The organism is Thioalkalivibrio sp. (assembly GCF_041685615.1).
Taxonomy (GTDB): Bacteria; Pseudomonadota; Gammaproteobacteria; order Ectothiorhodospirales; family Ectothiorhodospiraceae; genus Thioalkalivibrio.
The window spans coordinates 2,912-5,823 of sequence record NZ_JAWLFK010000080.1; the positions used below are offsets into that span (position 1 = coordinate 2,912).

General features: G+C 68.8%; 3 protein-coding genes. All 3 read left to right on the plus strand.

What is annotated here, in order from left to right:
- Positions 1-420: phospholipase effector Tle1 domain-containing protein (locus tag ACESLR_RS11320; RefSeq protein ID WP_373026099.1), on the plus strand; the 420-nt coding region annotated here is incomplete at its 5' end.
- Positions 421-502: 82 nt separating this feature from the next.
- The gene (locus tag ACESLR_RS11325; RefSeq protein WP_373026100.1) at positions 503-883 is read left to right on the plus strand and encodes a DUF2237 family protein; all 381 of its coding nucleotides are present in this window, start codon (positions 503-505) and stop codon (positions 881-883) included.
- A 149-nt stretch (positions 884-1,032) separates the two neighbouring features.
- On the plus strand, positions 1,033-2,912 hold a 1,880-nt coding region (locus tag ACESLR_RS11330), incomplete at its 3' end, for an HDOD domain-containing protein (protein ID WP_373026101.1).

A 2,912-nucleotide genomic window follows, 5' to 3' on the forward strand; every position in this document is an offset into this window, starting at 1 on the left:
GACGAAACCCGCGCCGACTTCGAGCCGACCCTGTGGGATCCACGCCCGGGGCTGGACCTGCAACAGTTCTGGTTCAGCGGCGTGCACGCCGATGTGGGGGGCGGCTACGCCCCGGATGCCGAGGGAGGCGTTGCGTCCGAGGTACCACTGGCGTGGATGACCGGGGAGGCCCGGGCGGCCGGCCTGCAGGTGGAGCCGCATCTGGCGGATGCGTTGCGCCCGGATCCGCTTGCACCGCTGCATCGCTCCCGGCGGCACATCTATCGCCTGCGGCGCCGCTATCGGCGTCCGCTGGACCCGCCCGGCCACCCGACCGAACTGCACCCCAGTGTTCTGGAACGCTACCGGCGGGATGCGGACTACCGGCCCGGGAACCTGCGCGTTGCCCTGCAAGCACGGGGCTGGCCGGACGCCGACTGAATTCCCCCGGCTGAAACAAACGCTCGCGCTTGGGGGGCGGGTCTCCGTTATCCTGTAGGCACAGCCGACGGAGAGTCCTTCAATGCAGCCATTTCCCTCGAAGAACGTGTTTGGCGGGGCGCTCGAGCCCTGCGGCCGGGATCCGGTCAGCGGTTTCTACCGCGATGGCCGCTGTGCCACCGGCTACGACGACCAGGGCATGCACACGGTGTGCGCCGAGGTCACCCGCGAGTTCCTGGATTTTTCCCTGGCGCAGGGGAATGACCTGATGACGCCGGTACCGGAGTTCGGCTTCCCCGGCCTGGAGGCCGGGGATCGCTGGTGCCTGTGTGCGGCACGCTGGCTGGAGGCCTACCGGGCGGGGGCGGCACCCGGGGTCTTCCTGCGCGCGACGCACGAGGAGACCCTGGCGGTGATCCCGCTGGATATCCTGAAGGAACACGCCCGCGATCCGGCGGATTGACCTCCGTGGAGGGTGTTTCGCGAGCGGCCGGGTTTGGGCCGACTCGCAACCAGCGGACACAACAGGGAGAAGACGGATGGATCCGTACATGCCGGGGCTGACAGCAGGCGCTGTGGACAGGGATGGGGCGCGATCAGCGGGGCAGGCCCATGGCTGATCCCGTGGCCGTTCCCGAGATCGAACGCTTCCGGATTACCCGGACGCTGGGCACCAGTGCTCGCGACGGTCTCTATGTGGCGCAGGACCCGGTACTGGACCGCCAGGTGGCGATCCGGACGCTGACCGATGCCGCGGCCGATGCCGCCACCCGTCGGGCGCTGCTCGAGGACGCGCGGCGCCTGAGCCGGTTCCGGCATCCGAATATCGCGCCCATCTTCGAGGCGGGGGACTATGCTCAGGGCGTCTACCTGGTCTTCGAGTACGTCGAGGGCGAGACCCTGGACCGGATCCTGACCCGCGGCGCCCTGCCGATTGATCGCGCCCTGGCGTTGATGCGCGAGTTGCTGGAGGCCGCGGCAGCGGCCCACGAGCAGGGCATCCTGCACGGGGCCTTGCAGCCGGCCAACGTGACCGTGAACCCCGAGGGGCACGCGCGCATCACCGGCCTGGGCATGGCGCTGCCCGAGGCAGCTGCGCGCGGCGAGAGCCATCTGCCGGATACACCGTTCTACCTGGCCCCGGAACAGCTGGCGGGAGAGGCAGCCAGCGAACGCTCCGACGTGTTCTCTCTCGGGGCCCTGTTCTTCGAGATGCTGACGGGCGAGCGGGCGTTTGGCGGCGATACCCCGGCGGCCATCCGGCAGTCGATGCAGGGCGGCTCGCTGGAACCGCCGTCGGGTCGAACCGGCCATGGCGACGAGCGCTTTGATGCCCTGGTGCTCCGGGCCACGCGCCCGGAACCTTCGGAGCGTTTTGCGTCCGCCCGCGAGTTTCGCGAGGCATTGCTAGGCGCCGTGGAGGGTGAGGGCTCGGTGGAGGATGGCTCGCAGGACTTCATCCTGCGAAAGATCCGGCGCAAGCCGGACTTCCCCGGTATCTCCAGCCACATTCGCGAGATCACCCAGTGTTCCGATGACACCATGAAGCGCTCGGTGGCGGAGTTGTCGAACGCGGTACTGAAGGACTATGCGACCACGCAGAAGCTGCTGCGGCTGGCCAATTCGCCTTTTTACAGCAATTTTGGCGGCAACATCCGGACCGTTTCCCGGGCGATCGTGCTCCTGGGCTTCGAGCAGGTGCGCACGGCGGCGCTCGGGCTGGTGCTGTTCGAGAACCTCAAGGGCGGGCGCCATTCCGGACGCCTGATGGAGGCTCTGGTCGGCACGCTGTTCAGCGCCATGCTGGCGCGCGACCTGGCGGAACAGGTCGGCGGCGTGGAGAGCGAGCAGGCCTTTGTCTGCGCGCTGTTCCACGATATCGGCCGCATGCTGGTGCTGTACTACCTCCCCGAGGAGGCGGACGAGATCCGCATCCGTGTGGGTCAGGGTACGGGCGAGGGCAGCGCTGCGCGGCAGGTGCTGGGGTTGTCCTACGAGGCGCTGGCGCGCAGCGTGCTGGAGGACTGGAACTTCCCGCGGGAGATCGTCACGTCGGTGGAACGGGCGCCTTCCGGCACCCTGCCGGCGGCCCGGGATGCCGACCAGCGCCTGCATCGCATCGTGACCCTGGCCTCCGAGATGGGCCAGTGCATTACCCGGGCGGAGCGCGACCAGCAGGGTGCCCTGCTGACCGATCTGCGCCGGCGCTACGAACACGCTCTGGGCGTGGACGCGCGCGGCATGCAGCGGGCCATCAAGTCGGGGCGCGAGCACATGGATCATTTCCTGGCGGTGGTCAAGCTGCCGCCGGAAGGTCGCGAACCGCTGAACCGGCTGAAGGCCAATCTGGGTGTGCGGGTCGATGAAAGCGACGCGGCGGAGCTTGCACCCGCTCAGGGGAATGCGGAACCGGCCGTCGAGGAGGCGAATGATCCCGCGGCCCAGGCCGCGGCGCTGATGGAGGCCCTGACCGACATGCTGGACAGCATGGT

Excerpts from the sequence above, each read along its gene's own strand:
- ACESLR_RS11325 (WP_373026100.1), top strand. The coding sequence starts at position 503 with ATGCAGCCATTTCCCTCGAAGAACGTGTTTGGCGGGGCGCTCGAGCCC.